Source organism: Rhodococcus wratislaviensis (assembly GCF_041228765.1).
Classification (GTDB): Bacteria; Actinomycetota; Actinomycetes; order Mycobacteriales; family Mycobacteriaceae; genus Rhodococcus_F; species Rhodococcus_F wratislaviensis.
Genome location: NZ_CP150488.1, coordinates 486283 through 501637 on the forward strand (window position 1 = coordinate 486283; position 15355 = coordinate 501637).

General features: G+C 68.2%; 16 protein-coding genes. 6 read left to right on the forward strand and 10 right to left on the reverse strand.

Features of this window, described 5'->3' with window-relative positions:
- The first annotated feature begins 82 nt into the window (after window positions 1-82).
- Genes WKC72_RS02280 through WKC72_RS02290 form a run of 3 tightly spaced genes read left to right on the forward strand, consistent with a single transcriptional unit; the run spans window position 83 to window position 2342 of the window.
- On the forward strand, window positions 83-940 hold the full coding sequence (locus WKC72_RS02280) for a crotonase/enoyl-CoA hydratase family protein (protein ID WP_370181611.1): 858 nt from the start codon (window positions 83-85) through the stop codon (window positions 938-940).
- Complete coding sequence (locus WKC72_RS02285) at window positions 937-1341, forward strand: nuclear transport factor 2 family protein (protein WP_370181612.1); 405 nt, start codon at window positions 937-939, stop codon at window positions 1339-1341. Before WKC72_RS02280 ends, WKC72_RS02285 begins: the two co-directional genes overlap by 4 nt.
- 23 nt (window positions 1342-1364) lie before the next feature.
- Window positions 1365-2342, forward strand: a complete 978-nt coding sequence (locus WKC72_RS02290) for a nitronate monooxygenase family protein (RefSeq protein WP_037228381.1) — start codon at window positions 1365-1367, stop codon at window positions 2340-2342.
- Between the two features lie 68 nt (window positions 2343-2410).
- Here the strand turns inward: WKC72_RS02290 and WKC72_RS02295 are convergent, their stop codons facing one another.
- The 5 genes from WKC72_RS02295 to WKC72_RS02315 form a co-directional block, all read right to left on the reverse strand.
- Complete coding sequence (locus WKC72_RS02295) at window positions 2411-3562, reverse strand: acyl-CoA dehydrogenase family protein (RefSeq protein ID WP_370181613.1); 1152 nt, start codon at window positions 3560-3562, stop codon at window positions 2411-2413.
- 55 nt (window positions 3563-3617) lie between these two features.
- Window positions 3618-4259, reverse strand: coding sequence for a TetR/AcrR family transcriptional regulator (locus WKC72_RS02300; RefSeq protein ID WP_370181614.1), 642 nt, complete (start codon window positions 4257-4259; stop codon window positions 3618-3620).
- 10 nt (window positions 4260-4269) lie between these two features.
- Window positions 4270-5031, reverse strand: a complete 762-nt coding sequence (locus tag WKC72_RS02305; protein WP_005264856.1) for a 3-hydroxyacyl-CoA dehydrogenase — start codon at window positions 5029-5031, stop codon at window positions 4270-4272.
- Window positions 5032-5071: 40 nt separating this feature from the next.
- Complete coding sequence (locus WKC72_RS02310; RefSeq protein WP_370181615.1) at window positions 5072-6265, reverse strand: acetyl-CoA C-acyltransferase; 1194 nt, start codon at window positions 6263-6265, stop codon at window positions 5072-5074.
- A gap of 87 nt (window positions 6266-6352) precedes the next feature.
- Window positions 6353-7153: a crotonase/enoyl-CoA hydratase family protein gene (locus WKC72_RS02315; RefSeq protein WP_037228391.1), complete on the reverse strand. Its 801-nt coding sequence runs from the start codon at window positions 7151-7153 to the stop codon at window positions 6353-6355.
- 148 nt (window positions 7154-7301) lie between these two features.
- Here WKC72_RS02315 and WKC72_RS02320 point away from each other — a divergent pair, with 148 nt between their 5' ends.
- Genes WKC72_RS02320 through WKC72_RS02330 form a run of 3 tightly spaced genes read left to right on the forward strand, consistent with a single transcriptional unit; the run spans window position 7302 to window position 10639 of the window.
- Window positions 7302-8273, forward strand: coding sequence for an NADPH:quinone oxidoreductase family protein (locus WKC72_RS02320; protein ID WP_370181616.1), 972 nt, complete (start codon window positions 7302-7304; stop codon window positions 8271-8273).
- A gap of 12 nt (window positions 8274-8285) precedes the next feature.
- The gene (locus WKC72_RS02325) at window positions 8286-9068 is read left to right on the forward strand and encodes an enoyl-CoA hydratase (protein ID WP_370181617.1); all 783 of its coding nucleotides are present in this window, start codon (window positions 8286-8288) and stop codon (window positions 9066-9068) included.
- A gap of 11 nt (window positions 9069-9079) precedes the next feature.
- Window positions 9080-10639 (forward strand): long-chain-fatty-acid--CoA ligase, encoded by a 1560-nt coding sequence (locus tag WKC72_RS02330; protein WP_370181618.1) that lies wholly within the window; start codon window positions 9080-9082, stop codon window positions 10637-10639.
- On the opposite strand, the gene WKC72_RS02335 is transcribed toward WKC72_RS02330, so the two are convergent.
- From WKC72_RS02335 to WKC72_RS02355, 5 genes are all read right to left on the reverse strand, one after another.
- The gene (locus WKC72_RS02335) at window positions 10636-11580 is read right to left on the reverse strand and encodes an alpha/beta hydrolase (RefSeq protein ID WP_370181619.1); all 945 of its coding nucleotides are present in this window, start codon (window positions 11578-11580) and stop codon (window positions 10636-10638) included. The genes WKC72_RS02330 and WKC72_RS02335 overlap by 4 nt on opposite strands.
- A 102-nt stretch (window positions 11581-11682) precedes the next feature.
- Window positions 11683-12126, reverse strand: a complete 444-nt coding sequence (locus WKC72_RS02340; RefSeq protein ID WP_037228401.1) for an SRPBCC family protein — start codon at window positions 12124-12126, stop codon at window positions 11683-11685.
- Window positions 12127-12128: 2 nt separating this feature from the next.
- A complete protein-coding gene (locus WKC72_RS02345; protein ID WP_370181620.1) occupies window positions 12129-13682 on the reverse strand; it encodes a succinic semialdehyde dehydrogenase in 1554 nt (517 codons plus the stop codon).
- A gap of 81 nt (window positions 13683-13763) precedes the next feature.
- A complete protein-coding gene (locus WKC72_RS02350) occupies window positions 13764-14159 on the reverse strand; it encodes a low affinity iron permease family protein (protein WP_005248960.1) in 396 nt (131 codons plus the stop codon).
- Window positions 14160-14609: 450 nt separating this feature from the next.
- The gene (locus WKC72_RS02355; RefSeq protein WP_370181621.1) at window positions 14610-15344 is read right to left on the reverse strand and encodes a hypothetical protein; all 735 of its coding nucleotides are present in this window, start codon (window positions 15342-15344) and stop codon (window positions 14610-14612) included.
- Between the last annotated feature and the right edge of the window lie 11 nt (window positions 15345-15355).

Sequence of the window (15355 nt, forward strand, 5' to 3'; positions counted from 1 at the left end):
GTCACACGACCACTCCAGGGTAGTGGGTCCCGTCACAGAACCCGCTCTAGCGATCGTTCGGTAACAATGTCATGCTGGGGCGGTGGATCACATCGGACTCGCCGTCGCGGACGGCATCGCGACGATCACCTTGAACCGGCCCGACCAGCTCAACGCGTTCACCACCACCATGGAGAACGAGCTGATCGCCGCGTACGACCAACTCGACGCGGACGATTCCGTCCGGGCGATCGTGCTCACCGGAGCCGGACGAGCGTTCTGCGCGGGCGCAGACCTGTCGGCCGGTGCCGCCACGTTCGATCACTGGCAGGACGAGGACGAGGACACCGAGGCCCGCCGCGACGGTGGCGGCCGCGTGGTGCTCCGGATGTTCGAATCCCGCAAACCGATCATCGCCGCGATCAACGGACCGGCTGTGGGAGTGGGCATCACGATGACCCTCGCCGCCGACTTCCGTCTCGCCGCCGACGACGCCCGCATCGGATTCGTCTTCAACCGCCGCGGCATCGTCCCCGAATCCTGCTCGACCTGGTTCCTGCCTCGCCTCGTCCCCATGCAGACGGCCCTCGACTGGGTCTACTCCGGCCGGGTGTTCCCTGCCACGGAAGCGTTCGACGCCGGCCTCGTGTACAAGTTGTACCCGCGTGAATTCCTGCTCGACGAGGCGTACGCGCTGGCCCGAAGCCTGACCGAGCACTCCGCCCCGGTGTCGGTGGCGCTGTCGCGCCAGATGATGTGGCGGGCACTCGGCGCCGAGCATCCGATGATCGCGCACCGGGTCGAGACACGCGGGATCAACATCCGTGGCATCGGACCGGACGCGCGCGAAGGCATCTCCGCGTTCCTCGAGAAACGGCCCGCCGTGTTCCCCGACAGCGTGCGCGACGACCTGCCCGACGTGTTCGGCGAAGACCTCCCGACCCCGGCGTTCCGCGGATGACCGCCGAACTGCCGGCCCGCCCCGGCGTCGTCGAGCGCTGGCACCACGTCGTCGAACATCGCGACCTCGCCGCCCTCGATGCCCTGATCGCGGACGACGCCGTGTTCTCCTCACCCGCGGTGTTCACTCCACAGGAAGGGAAGGCGAAGGTCCTCGCGTACCTCCGCGCCGCCCTGACCGTCTTCGACGGCACCGGTTTCCACTACGTCGAGGAGTGGTACGGCGACCGTTCGGCGGTTCTGGAATTCGCCACCGAACTCGACGGCATCCACGTCAACGGCATCGACCTCGTCCACTGGAACGACCGCGACCAGATCACGTCGTTCAAGGTGATGGTCCGTCCCGTGAAAGGCCTGCAGGCGCTCATCCCGCTGATGGCCGCCCAGCTCTCCCCGTCGTAAACCACTGCATCAAGGAGAAATTCATGAGCCTGCCCCCCATCCTGCAAGACCGGCTTCGCCTGCCTGTGGTCGCGTCGCCGATGTTCATCGTCTCGGGTCCCGACCTGGTGATCGCCCAGTCGACGTCGGGCATCGTCGGCTCCTTCCCCTCCCTGAATGCCCGCCCGCAGCCCGTCTTGCGCGAATGGCTCACCCGTATCACCGAAGCCCTCGCCAAGCACGACGCCAACAACCCCGAGACACCGTCCGCGCCCTACGCGGTCAACCTGATCGTCCACAAGAGCAACGACCGCCTCGACGAGGACCTCGCGACCATCGTCGAGTTCGAGGTCCCGATCGTCATCACGTCCCTCGGCGCCCGCGCCGACGTCAACGAGGCCATCCACAGCTACGGCGGCATCGTTCTCCACGACGTCATCAACAACAAGTTCGCGAAGAAGGCCGTGGAGAAGGGCGCGGACGGCCTCATCGCCGTCGCGGCCGGCGCCGGCGGACACGCGGGCACCCTGTCGCCGTTCGCGTTGATCCAGGAGATCCGCGAGTGGTTCGACGGACCGGTCCTGTTGTCGGGGTCCATCGCCCACGGCCGCTCGGTCCTCGCCGCGCAGGCCGCAGGCGCCGACCTCGCCTACATCGGCTCCGCGTTCATCGCCACCGAAGAGGCCAACGCGGATCAGCGGTACAAGCAGATGATCGTCGACTCCACCGCGTCCGACATCGTCTACTCCAACCTGTTCACCGGTGTGCACGGCAACTACCTGCGCGGCAGCATCGAGGCCGCCGGACTCGACCCGCACAACCTCGCCGTGTCGGACCCGTCCGCCATGGACTTCGGTGTCGGCGAGGACGCGGACACTGCCGCGAAGTCGGAGGCCAAGCCCTGGCGCGACATCTGGGGCGCCGGACAGGGTATCGGCGCCGTCGACGCCGTCGTCCCGGCAGCGGAGATCGTCGAGCGCCTCACCCGTGAATACGGTGACGCGCGGGCTCGCCTGCTCTAGGCGCTTCGCGCCCGTGCGCGGTTAAGGAGTCCAGAGACTCGTCAACCACGCACGGGCGGCGGAGCCGCCTATCCTGCCGCGATATCGCGGCCGATGATTTCCTTCATGATCTCGGTGGTGCCGCCGTAGATCGTCTGGATCCGGCTGTCGACGTACGCGCGGCCGATGGGGTACTCCATCATGTAGCCGTAGCCGCCGTGCAACTGGACGCAGCGGTCGACGACACGCTTCTGCAGCTCGCTGGCCCACCACTTGCCCTTCGACGCGTCGACGGCGGTGAGTTCGTCCGCGTTCAACGCGAGTACGCACCGGTCGATGTGCGATTCGGTCACCTCGATCTCGGTGAGCATCTCCGCCAGCGCGAACCGGGTGTTCTGCAGATCGCCGATCGGCTTGCCGAACGCCTTGCGCTCGAACACGTAGTCCCTCGTCCACCGGTAGGCGGCCTTCGCTGCGGCGATTGCGTTGACCGCGATCGAAATGCGTTCGAGGGGCAGGTTTTCCATGAGATGAACGAATCCGCGACCCTCGGTGCCGAGCAGATTGTTCGCGGGTACCCGCACGTCCTCGAACACGAGCTCGGCCGTGTCCTGACCGGCCAGGCCCACCTTGTGCAGCTTGCGGCCACGGCTGAAGCCGGGCGTGCCCCGCTCCACGACGAGCAGGGAGAAGCCCTTGGAACCGGCGTTCGGGTCGGTGCGCGCGACGACGATGACGAGGTCGGAGTGAATGCCGTTGGTGATGAACGTCTTCTGGCCGTTGATCACCCACTCGTCGCCGTCGCGCACGGCGGTGGTCTTCACGCCCTGCAGGTCGCTGCCGGCACCGGGCTCGGTCATCGCGATCGCGCCGATCAGCTCGCCCGCGGCCATGCCGGGCAGCCACCGCTGCTTCTGCTCGTCGGTGCCGAGGTTCACGATGTACGGGATGGCAATGTCGTCCTGGAGGGACAGTCCCGAACCGAACGATGTCGTCGCGGTGCGGGCGATCTCCTCGGCGACGACGTACCGGAACCGGTAGTCGGTGACGCCTGAGCCACCGAACTCCTCGGGTACACCGAGTCCGACGATCCCGGACTTGCCGGCCGCCAGCCATGCCGAGCGGTCGATGAGCCGCTCGGATTCCCACCGTTCGTAGTTCGGCTCGATCTCGCGGGCGAGGAACTCGCGCACGGTCTCCCGGTACGCTTCGTGGTCTTTGTCGAAAAGGGTGCGCTGCATGGTCTCTCCTTGTCGCCGGGACGAGCTCGTCCGGCTCGGTGGACCCGGCGCGATGTCAGTGGGCGGGTTGATACCCGACGGTGTGTAGGGCGATGTCGACGTAGCGGTCGGCGACCTGCTCGGGGGTCAGTGCCCCGCCCGGCTGGTACCAGCGTGGAATGGACTGACACATCCCGAGGAGCGCGCGCACGGTCTCGGGGACGTCCCCACTGTGGAACACGTCGCGGGCGACGCAGTCGGCGACGAGGTCGACCAACATCAATTCGAGCCGCTTGCGGGACGCGGCGTAGCGGCTGCGGCTGTCGGCCGAGACGTGCCGCAACTCGGTGTCGAGGGAGACGTGCCGCACCCGGTACGTCATGTACAGGACGATCGCCTCGACGACGTTGGAGAATTGCGCCACCGCGTCGTCGCCGGCCTCGCGGGCGGCTGCCTCGGCGCGGTCGTTCAGCTCGCGCATCTGCATTTCGAACAGGGCCACGAGAACGGCTTCCTTGCTCTCGTGGTGGTAATACAGGGCGGGAACGGTCACCCCGACACTACGGGCGATCTGCCGCACCGTCGTGCCGTGGTAACCGTTCTCGTTGAACAGATCCAGTGCCTGCTCGAGGATGGGCGTCAGCGGCAGGGCCTCGAACGTCCGCCAGTCGGCGTACACCGGCTCCGTCACGGTCGGCCCGTCCTCGCGCAGCGTCACAGTTCGCCGATCAGCGCGGTGCCATGCGGATGGCGCCGTCGAGACGGATGGTCTCGCCGTTGAGCATCGGGTTGCTGACGATGTGCGCGGCGAGCGCGCCGTACTCGGACGGGTCGCCGAGACGCGAGGGGTGCGGGACCTGACCGCCGAGCGACTGCTGCGCCGCCTCCGGCAGGGAGCCGAGCAGCGGCGTCTTGAACAGGCCGGGCGCGATGGTGTTGACGCGGATCAGCAGCGACGCGAGGTCGCGGGCGATCGGCAGGGTCATGCCGACGACGCCGCCCTTGGACGCGGAGTACGCGGCCTGACCGATCTGGCCCTCGTATGCGGCGACGGAGGCGGTGTTGATGATGACGCCGCGCTCGCCGTCGATCGGCTCGTTCTTCGAGATGCGCTCGGCAGCAAGGCGGATCACGTTGAACGTGCCGATCAGGTTGACGGTGACGATCTTGGTGAAGTCGGCCAGCGGGAACGCGCCGTTCTTGCTCACGGTCTTGATGGCGTTGCCGATGCCGGCGCAGTTCACCGCGACACGCAGCGGTCCGAGCGACTCCGCGACATCGAGTGCGGCGGACACGTCGGCCTCGCTGGTGACGTCGCCGGCAGCGAAGCGCACGCGGTCGCCGAGTTCCTTGGCGACGGTTTCACCGTTGGACGAGGGCAGGTCGATGATGACGACGCTGGCGCCGTCGGCGAGCAGGGCCTTGGTGGTGGCCAGGCCGAGGCCCGAGGCACCGCCGGTGACGAGTGCGACGCTGTCGTTGACGATCATGTCTATACCTTTCGGAAGCAGGACTTTTCGGGGAAGTGGGTCAGATGCGTTCGATGATGGTGGCGTTGGCCATGCCCGCGCCCTCACACATGGTCTGCAGGCCGTAGCGTCCGCCGGTGGCCTCGAGGTTGTTGACCAGGGTGCTCAGCAGGCGGGTGCCCGACGAACCGAGTGCGTGTCCGAGCGCGATGGCGCCGCCCCACGGGTTGAGCTTGGCCGGGTCGGCCCCGAACTCGTGCGCCCACGCCAGCGGCACCGGCGCGAACGCCTCGTTGACCTCGTAGGCGTCGATGTCGTCGATGCTCAGCCCCGACCTCGCGAGGATCTTCTTCGTCGCCGGGATCGGCGCGGTGAGCATGAAGACCGGATCGTCACCGGCAACGGCGAACGAGTGGAACCGTGCCCGCGGGGTCAGGCCCAGCTTCGACGCCATCTCCTCGCTCATGATCAGCGCCGCGGACGCGCCGTCGGTCAGCGGGGAGGAGTTGCCCGGGGTGATGTGCCACTGCGCCTCGGGGAACCGGGCCGCGTACTTCTCGGAGTAGAACGACGACTTCAGCCCGGACAGTCCCTCGGCCGTGGTCGAGGCGCGCACGGTCTCGTCGGCGGTGTGCGTCACCGTCTCACCGGCGGCGTTGGTGACCGAGATCGGGACGATCTCCTTGTCGAACAACCCCTTCGACAAGGCGTCGGCGGCACGCTGGTGCGACTGCGCGGAGAAACTGTCGAGGGTGTCGCGGTCGAACTTCCACTTGGCGGCGATCAGTTCGGCGGAGATGCCCTGGTTGACGAGTCCCTCGGGGTAGCGGGCGGCGATGCCCGGGCCGGACGCGTCCTGCCCGATGGTGGTCGTGCCCATCGGAACACGGGACATCGACTCCACACCGCAGGCGATCACGATGTCGTAGGCGCCGGCGATGACGCCCTGGGCTGCGAAGTGCGCCGCCTGCTGGCTCGAGCCGCACTGGCGGTCGACGGTGGTCGCGGGAACCGAATCCGGGAATCCGGCCGACAGCACCGCCGTCCGGGAGATGTTGAGTGCCTGCTCGCCGGCCTGACCGACACAGCCGCCGATGACGTCGTCGACCTGGGTGGGGTCGATGCCGTTGCGTTCGACGATGCTGCGCAGCACGTGCGCGAGCAATTCGACCGGGTGCGTACCGGACAGCGCGCCGCCCGGCTTGCCCTTGCCGGAGGCGAGGCGGACGACGTCCACGATGACAGCGTTGGTCATGATGTTCCCTTTCGAGGAGGAGAGAGTGTGCGGCTGCGCCGCCCGTGAGTACTTATTAACCGCGGGGCGTTAACAAGTACTCACGGGTCAGCGGCCCTGCCAGACCGGCTGGCGCTTCTCGGCGAAGGCCGTCGGGCCTTCCTTGGCGTCGGCGCTGGTGAAGATGGTGGCGATGGCGGCGTTGTTCGCCTCCCATGCCCGGTCGCCCCAGTCGGGTTCGGTTGCGGTGCGGTGGATCATGGCCTTCGATTCGCGCACCGACAGCGGAGCGTTCGCGGCGATCTGCTCGGCGAGTTCGAGCGCGACGTCGAGGGCGGTGCCCGCCGGGGCGACCCGGTTGACGAGGCCCAGTTCCTTCCCCTGCGCCGCGGTGATCGGTTCGCCGGTCAGCGCGATCTCCAGCGCGACCTTCTTCGGGATCTGCTGTTGCAGGCGGATCACGCCACCGGCGGCGGCGAACAGTCCGCGCTTGACCTCGGGTAATCCGAGTTTCGCTTCCTCGTCCACGACAGCGAGGTCACTGGCGAGCACCAGTTCGGTGCCGCCGCCGAGGGCGAAGCCGTTGACAGCGGCGATGGTCGGCTTGCTGATCCAGTGCTGCGCGTATCCGGCGAAGCCCCATTCGGGGTGACCCTCCGCAGCGATGTTCCCGCCCGTGGAGAGGGCCTTGAGGTCGGCGCCGGCGCAGAAAGCGCGGCCGGACCCGGTCACGACGACCACCCGTACGTCGGGGTCGTTCTCGGCCTGCTCGAGCAGATTGCCCACTGCGGTCGACAACGCGCCGTTCACCGCATTGAGCGCTTTGGGGCGGTTCAGCGTGATGATGCCGATGCCTCCGCGCCGCTCCCACAGTGCGGCTGCCTCCGTCGTCTCCGTCTGTTCTGGCACGTCTCGTCCTCCGCCTCGCCATGATTACTGATCGCTCGTTAAAGTTAGTACCACGGCGTCACCGACACGGTCAATGGTCGAATTTATCTAGCGCCCGTTCAGTTGCGTCTGGTATGGATATTCAGGGACCGACGGAGGAGATCACCACGTGTATGCCCAGCAATTGACCACCGCGTCCGGCCCCGCCGGAGTGCAGCTCGCCGAGATCGACGAACCCGACGGAACCGGCCTCGTCGTCGTGGACCTGCACACCGCCGGAGTCTCGTTTCCCGACCTGCTGCAGACCACCGGCAGCTACCAGATCGTCCGCGAACTGCCGTTCGTGCTCGGAGTCGAGGGCGCGGGCGTCGTCCGTAGTGCACCGGCGGACAGCGACCTCCGGGCCGGACAGCGGGTGGCCGTCCTCGCGTCGGACGGAGCGTGGCAGCAGACCGTCGCGGTGGAGCCGGACTCGGTGTTCCCGCTGCCCGATTCGGTGTCGCTCGAAGCCGGGGCGGGCTTCCTGATGAACTACCTGACCGTGCACTTCGCCCTCGACGAGCGGGCCCGCTACCGCACCGGTGAGACCGTGCTGGTGCACGGGGCCGCGGGCGGTGTCGGGGTGGCCGGACTGCAGGTCGCGGCCGCGCTGGGGCTCGAGACGATCGCCGTGGTCAGCACCGAGGAGAAGGCCGGCATCGCGAAGGCGAACCGCGCCGATCACGTCGTCCTCGTGGACGGCTGGAAGGACCGGGTCCGCGACCTCACCGGAGGCCGCGGAGTCGACATCATCCTCGACCCGGTCGGCGGCGACCGTTTCACCGACAGCCTGCGCAGCCTCGCTCCCAACGGGCGACTCGTCGTCCTCGGCTTCACCGGCGGCGAGATCCCCACCGTCAAGGTCAATCGCCTTCTCCTGCGAAATATCTCGGTACTCGGCGCGGGCTGGGGCGAGTACGCGCGCACCAACCCCGGCTACACGAACAGGCAGTGGGCCGCCCTGAGCCCACTCGTCGAATCCGGGGCACTTCGAATCACCGAACCCACCGTCTATTCGTTCGAGCACGCCGTCGACGCACTGCGGACGCTCGAAACCCGGTCCGCCACCGGCAAGATCGCACTCTCCGTCCGCCCTTCCTGACAAAGGATCCCCATGAGCTCCGACATTCCCGGTGTGGACACGACCGTCGACGACGGCGTCCTCCGCGTCACCCTCGACCGTCCCGCTCGCATGAACGCGGTCACCACCGAAACCCTGGACGCCGTCAGCGACGCTTTCGACAAGCATGCGGGCGACGCGGAGGTCCGGGCCGCCGTCCTCACCGGCGCCGGTCGCGCGTTCTGCACGGGCGCGGACCTGGGTGGCGAGACGACGTCCGGTCCGCCGTCGGCCGCGACGATCGACGCTGCAAACCGGACGGCGGCCACGATTCGCGCGTTCCCCCGGCCCGTGATCGGCGCGGTCAACGGTCCCGCCGCCGGCGTCGGGGTCTCTCTCGCCCTGGCCTGCGATCTCACGATCGCCACCGAGTCGAGCTATTTCCTGCTCGCGTTCACGAAGGTCGGCCTGATGCCGGACGGTGGTGCCACCGCACTCGTGGCCGCGTCGATCGGCCGCGCCCGCGCATTGAAGATGGCGCTTCTGGCCGAACGACTGCCTGCACGTGAGGCTCTCGCGGCCGGATTGATCGCCGACGTGTTCCCCGACGACGAGTTCGCCGCGACCGTCGACGCCCTCGCGCGACGTCTCGCCGACGGACCGTCGGAGGCGTTCCACTTCACCAAGGACGCGGTCAACGACGCCACCCTCGTCGAACTCGACAACGCGTTCGCCCGCGAGCGCACGGGTCAGCTCGACCTCCTCGCCGCCCCCGACTTCCGGGAGGGCGTCGCGGCGTTCCTGGAGAAGCGACCGGCCGTGTTCGGCCACGGCTGAGGGCATCCCCGATGACAGCGACGACGAACGCTCAGCCCTTCGCCGCCCGGCGCATCCACTGGGCCAATCATGTTGCCCGGCACGCCTTCGCGAAACCCGATGCCGTGGCGCTCCGGTTTCGGGGCACCTCGACCACCTGGCGTGAGCTCGAGGACCGCAGCGCGCGGACCGCGGCGGTCCTCGCCGCCCGCGGTGTCGGCCGTGGCGACCGCATCGTGCTGCTGCTGACCAACCGCCCCGAGTTCCTCGAGGTGATGCTGGCCGCGACTCGCCTGGGTGCGATCGCGGTCCCGGTGAATTTCCGGCTCAGCCCCGGCGAGGTGCGGTTCATCGTCGCCGACAGCGACGCCACCGTCGTGGTCGTCGAGGATTCACTCACCGGTCTCGCCGCGGAGATCGACGACAGCGTGCCGGTTCTCGTGGTCGGCGACGCCTCCGACGACGTCGCGCTCGAGACGCAGTTGCGCGCAGCCGATCCCGACGTCCCGATCGCGGACGTGGCGGAAGACTCCCCCGCCGCCATCATGTACACGTCCGGCACCACCGGGCGTCCGAAGGGCGCGGTGCTGTCGCACCTCAATCTGCAGGCGCAGGCGCTGACCCTCATCCGGGGATGGCGACTGTTCGACACCGAGTCCGAGGTCAACCTGGTCTCGTCCCCGCTGTTCCACATCGCCGCCCTCGGCAGCGTCGGACCGTTCCTGCTGATCGGCGCCACCATCGTGATCCACCCGACCGGTGCGTTCGAGGCGACCGAGCTACTCGACACGCTCGAGCGTGAGCGGGTGACCAGCGTGTTCATGGTGCCCACCCAGTGGCAGGCCATCCTCGACGACGCCGGCCCCGAGGAGCGGGATCTGGCCCTGCGGGTGCTGGGCTGGGGAGCCGCGCCCGCCACCCCGACACTCTTCGACCGCTTGTACGGCGCCTTCCCCGACGCCGCGATCGTCGCCTTCTTCGGGCAGACCGAGATGTCCCCGGTGACGTGCATGCTCGACGGCAAGGACGCCGTGCGCAAGATCGGGTCGGTCGGGAAACCGATCGACACCGTGGCGATGCGCGTGGTCGACGAGGCGATGAACGACGTGGCGCAGGGCGAGATCGGTGAGATCGTCTACCGTGGGCCGGGACTCATGGAGGGGTACTGGCGGAACCCTGAGGCCACCGCGGACGCGTTCGACGGCGGCTGGTTCCACTCCGGCGACCTCGTGCGGGTGGACTCGGACGGGTTCGTGTACGTGGTGGATCGCAAGAAGGACATGATCATCTCGGGTGGGGAGAACATCTACTGCGCCGAGGTCGAGAATGCCCTGGCCGCCCACCCGGACATCCTCGACGTCGCCGTGATCGGGCGTGCCGACGAGCGCTGGGGTGAGGTTCCTGTCGCGGTCGTCGTCCCGCGGGCCGGGGCGGCGCTCGAGGTCGATGCCCTCGCGGACTGGCTCGACGGCCGGGTCGCCCGCTACAAGCGGCCCAAGTTCGTCGAGGTCCTTCCCCAACTGCCCCGCAACGCCAGCGGCAAGGTCGTCAAAGGTGTTCTGCGCGAACAGTTCGGCGCGGTGAGTAGCTAGGGCGGTGGACGGAGACGGCGGACGAGGAAGTCGGTCTCGTCCGCGACCACCCGCTCGAAGAGCTCGCCGAAGTAGGGGTCGAAATGACCGCCCGGGTACACGTTCACCTCGGCGCCCGGGGTCTTGGCCGCAGCCTTCCGCGCAGTGCGGGTGAACGTGACGACGTCGTGGTCGGCGATGGCGAAGTAGACGGGGCAGGCGATCTTCGCGACCGTCCTCGTCGGCCGGTACAGCGCCGCCTGCAACGCCACCCGCCCCGGTGTTTCGTTGCGCCACGTCGAACCGGGCGGATCCATTCCGTGATATCCCGCCTCCGCGTCGGGTGTGGTCATGGCCGCGAACGAGCCCGGTGGCCCGACGACGGGAAACATGTACGGCGGCCGGTGCCGCAGCTGGGCATACCGGTCCCGCAGGTAGGCGACCGCCATGCGACCGAGCCCGGCGATGCCGAGTCGGGGAAGGTTCGTCAGACCGTCGACGTACGGAACCTGCGACACGACCGCGGCCACCCGCCGGTCCCGCGCCGCCGCCGTCAGGACGAGTCCGCCGGACAGTGACGTTCCCCAGAGCGCGACCCGGCTGGGGTCGATGTCCGGACGGCTGCGCACGAACGCGACGGCGCTGTCCCAGTCGTCGAGTTGACTGTCGATGTCGAGCAGCTGGCGGGGTTCGCCCTCGCTGGCACCGAAGTAGCGGTAGTCGAACACCAGCGCCGTGACTCCGGCGGCCGCGAACCGTTCCGCGAACGCGTCGAGTCTCTGCTCACGCACGCCGCTCCAGCCGTGCGCGAGCACCACACAGGGTGCTGCTGTGGGAGTTTCGGACCGGCGCCGGTACAGCCAGGCGGCGCAGCGCTGTCCCCGCGAGGAGAACCATACGTCCTCACGGCGGACGTCAGGGCACGACCGACCAGCTTCGACGGGTGTCGGCCGAGGATTCATGGGAGACGCCTCCGAGAGGTGTGGACACCGTTCAGTCTCGGGCCCTGCGCGCGCCGGCGACAGCCACCCTAGGGTGAAGAATCGGCACCCCAGGGTGGAAAATCAGCTCTCGAGGGCGACTTTCATGCGCTCGAGGGTCTGCCGCATCCCGTCCTGCATCAGTTGGTCGCGGTCGCTGCCCAGCACCTTCGACTTCTGCACCAGCCGCACCCACCACACGGGAGTCGCGTAGATCTCCCGGGTCTCGGTGACGAGCGTGCCGGAACCGGAGGGTTCGAGGTGATACGTCCAGCGCGCCTTCGGCTCGTCCGCCTCGAACGAAAACTTTTGTTCCGGAATCACATCCACGACGGTGCAGTGGGTCTTCCAGCGGACCGGTCCGTGCCGGTTGGCGCCGACGAACCGCGCCCCCACCGTCGCGGGCGTGCCCGACGTCCAGCGCGCCCCGGTGTTCTCGGGGCTGAACCGGCCCATGCCCTCCATGTCGGTCACCACGTCCCACACCGTGCCGGGCGGGACGTCGATCAGGATGCTCGCGCGGTCCACGCCTAGCGGCCCGGAATCCACTGCAGCGCCTTCACGAAAGGCGGCATGATCTTGGCCCACACCTTCGGTGACAGTCCCCGCGGACCGCCGAGGTTGAGTATGCGGGTGGTGGCGATGGTCTGCGGTTCGGTGTACTTGAGGAGCCCGTCGTCGCCGTGGCGGCGCCCGACACCGGACACTCCCATGCCGCCCATCGGCGCACCGGTGCTGCCCCAGGCCGGGGCGTAACCCTCGTCGACGTTGACGGTTCCGGCGTGGATCCGTGCGGCGATGGCCTCTCCCTCCGCCTTGGTTCCCGCCCACACGCTGGCGTTCAGGCCGTACTCGGTGTCGTTGGCGCGTTCGATCGCCTCGTCCACGTCGGCGACGGGGTAGATCGAGACCAGCGGTCCGAACGTCTCGTCGCGGTAGCACTCGGCGTCCTCGGGGACACCGGTCAGAACCGTCGGCTCGTAGAACAGGGGTCCGAGGTCGGGGCGCGCCTTGCCGCCGGCGACCACGGTGGCGCCCTTGACGACGGCGTCGTCGACGTGGCTGGACACGGCCTTGACCTGCGCCTCGGAGACGAGACTGCCCATTTCGATCCCGAAGTCGTAGCCGGCGCCGAGCTTCATGTTGCGGACGCGTTCCCCGAACATCCGGGTGAATTCGGGTGCGATGGACTCCTCGACGTAGATCCGCTCGATCGAGATACACAGCTGCCCGGAGTTGGAGTAGCAGGCGCGGACGGCGGCATCGGTGACCTCACGGAGGTTCGCGCCTGCGGTGACGATCATCGGGTTCTTGCCGCCGAGTTCGGCGGAGAAGCCGATGAGACGGCGACCGGCCTGCTCGGCGAGGAGCTGACCCGTGGCCGAGGACCCGGTGAACATCAGGTACTCGGTGTTCTCGACGAGGGCGGTGCCGACCACCGAGCCCGGTCCGGGGACGACGGCGAACAGGTCGCGCGGCAGCCCGGCCTGGTACAGCAGGTCGACGCAGGCAAGGGCGCAGTACGGGGTCTGGCTGTCGGGCTTGAGGACGACGGCGTTGCCGGCGAGGAGTGCGGCGACGGCGTCGGACACCGCGAGGGTCATGGGGTAGTTCCACGGCGAGATGACGCCGACGACGCCCTTCGGCTGGTACCGCACGACCGTCTTGGTGAGGCCGGGCAGCATGCCGGACATGCGGCGGGGACGCAGCAGCTTGGGGGCGACGCGCGCGTAGTAGCGGGCGGTCATCGAGATGTCGAGGATCTCCTCCTGCGCGGCGGCGCGGGACTTGCCCGTCTCGGCCTGAGCCATGTCCATCAGGGCGTCGCGGTTCTCGAGCACCAGGTCGCGGTACCGGTGGAAGATCGCGGCGCGTTCGGTGACGGGACGCGTGGCCCATTCCTTCTGCGCCACCCGGGCGCGTGCGATCGCGTCCTTGGCGTCCTGAGCGGTACCGACCGGGACGGTGGCCAGTTCCTTACCCGTGAACGCCTCGACGACGGACCGCGTCGGGCGATCCGCCGCATCCGGGATGGCGATGAGGTCGGCGAGCCGCGCGAACGTGGCGGCGGTCGGAACAGGCATTTCGTACCCCTACTGGTTAGTAGTTTTTGCGGTTACACATAACTTACCTGCTTGGTGTGCCAAGTCACAGGGGTGGATGGGCTAGTGCCGGTCTTCGAGCCCGACGGCCTCCCGCAGCTTCTCCTCCGCCTTCTTCAGCTCCGGGTTGTCCTGGGCGGAGGAATCGAGCAGGGCGGCGAGCGCCTCGGCGATGACATTCAGTTTCTCCTGCAGAGCCTCCGTGGCGCGGCGGCTGGCATTCTCGAGCAGGACCACGAGAAGCAACGTGAAGACGGCACCGGCGGTGTGGATGGCGATCTGCCACTCGTGGAGGTCCTTCCACAGCGGGATGCTGACGACCCACAGCGCGACGACTCCCGCGCAGATCCCGAAGAACGGCGCCTGGCTGACCCGGAGTTCGATCTGCTCGACGAACCTGTCGAACGCCGAACGCTGATCGGTGGGCTGCTGACGTGCAGCCTTCGCGTTGCGCACCATCTTCGGAGTCTAGGCGCAGCCGCCACTCCCGATATGCCCGTTTCACCCGAGTCGCCTCGAACGGTGCCGAGGGAGACGACTCAGCAGCCGTCGCGGTGGAGCGCCAGCCGGGCCGCGCTCGACGCGGTCACCGACGCGACCCCTTCCGCCGAGTGCCGCGCCCGGTTTCATCGTGGAGTGCGGGGGTCCGGAGGCTGCGGCACCAGTGCGTACTACTCGCCCTCAACTGCGAGAGCGATTCCAGTGCCTCCGGATTTACGTAGAAGCTCACCGCGCCCCGGCCGATCGATCGATCACGGTCCACTCGGATTCCATACCGTCCCCCTTCGGCGCAACCCGGTCCCCGACCTGCTCGCCGATCGAAGAGCACGACACATCGGGAGCAGTGAGCGCTCGACGCGGTTGCCGACCCCGAGTTCCCTATGGCGTCGCCACGCAGCATTCCGACTGTCAGGCTGAAGACGAACCGGCCAGCTCACTGATCCTGCGCGTCAGTACCGCCGTCGCTTCGTCCCGCCACAGCGGGTCGCGGAGCTTCTCCCGGACGCCCTCGTTCAGCCCGGCCGCCAGGTCCTCCTTGATGGCGAGTCTGCGCAACTGCTGATGGGTGAGGCCTTCCTCCTTGACGCCGTCGGGGAGTTCGAGCGTCCACCACCCACTGCTGCGCAGGGCCACCCGGGGATCGGCAGGGTGGGGCGCGGAGTCGCCGACCGCGAACGGCGAGAGGAGCGCGGCGAGTTCGACGCGAACCTTGGACAGCGGAACCGGTTCACGTTGCGGGTCGGGACCGTCTACGGCCCAGCGCAATACGACAAACTTGTATGCGGCGCTCTTACCGCCGCGAGTGAACACTGTGGTGTTCTCGAGGTCCCACAGCAGTCCGCCCCGCGCGTGCTTGCCACCGTGGTCGACGACGAATCCGAGGCTGTTCAGGGATTCCGCGACCGTCGCCAAGCCGCCGGAGAACTCGGAGTTGTCGACGAACCGTCCGGTCGCATACCCGTGGGCGACGCCGGCGATGGCCTTGGAGTCGTAGAAGCGACCCCCGTACACCAGCCTGAAGTTGCGGGACTCCCCGAAGCCTCGCCGGCGCAGGAACTCTGCCTGGCCCAGCTCGTCGTACTCCGCGATCGCCTGCAGGACTGCTGGACGTGTGATCGATGCGAGGTTCACCGGGGAGGTCATTCGGGCACAGT